The organism is Pseudoalteromonas sp. S3178, from assembly GCF_005886985.1.
Classification (GTDB): Bacteria; Pseudomonadota; Gammaproteobacteria; order Enterobacterales; family Alteromonadaceae; genus Pseudoalteromonas; species Pseudoalteromonas carrageenovora.
Genome location: NZ_PNCW01000547.1, coordinates 1 through 361 on the forward strand (window position 1 = coordinate 1; position 361 = coordinate 361).

Below are 361 nucleotides of genomic sequence, written 5' to 3' on the forward strand. Positions count from 1 at the left end.
TGCTAATGCCCTGATGCGCAACATCTTTAATACGTACAGGTGTGCCTGCTTTAACCGCACTAACATGGGTAATACCTGCGCCCATTAAGCCACCACCTAGCACTGCAACACGCTTCACAGGAGCAAGATCTTCACCTTGGAAATCCTTTTTCATTTCCGTTGTCGCAAAGAAAATCCCACGTAGCGAGCGCGATACTTCAGACATCACTAAATCAGCAAACCCCTCGGCTTCGGTTTTATAACCTTTAAGCTTGTCCAGCTCTACAGATGCACGTACCGCTTTGATGATAGCGAGCGGCGCTGGATAGTGACCACCCGTTTTCTTCTCAACATTTTCTTGTGCTTTTTTGAAAATGATATT

General features: G+C 46.0%; 1 protein-coding gene. It reads right to left on the reverse strand.

All coding sequences use genetic code 11. The features are described from left to right. Positions 1-361, reverse strand: a 361-nt coding sequence (locus CWC11_RS22145; RefSeq protein ID WP_249330811.1) for a 3-hydroxyacyl-CoA dehydrogenase NAD-binding domain-containing protein, incomplete at both ends; no start/stop codon positions are given.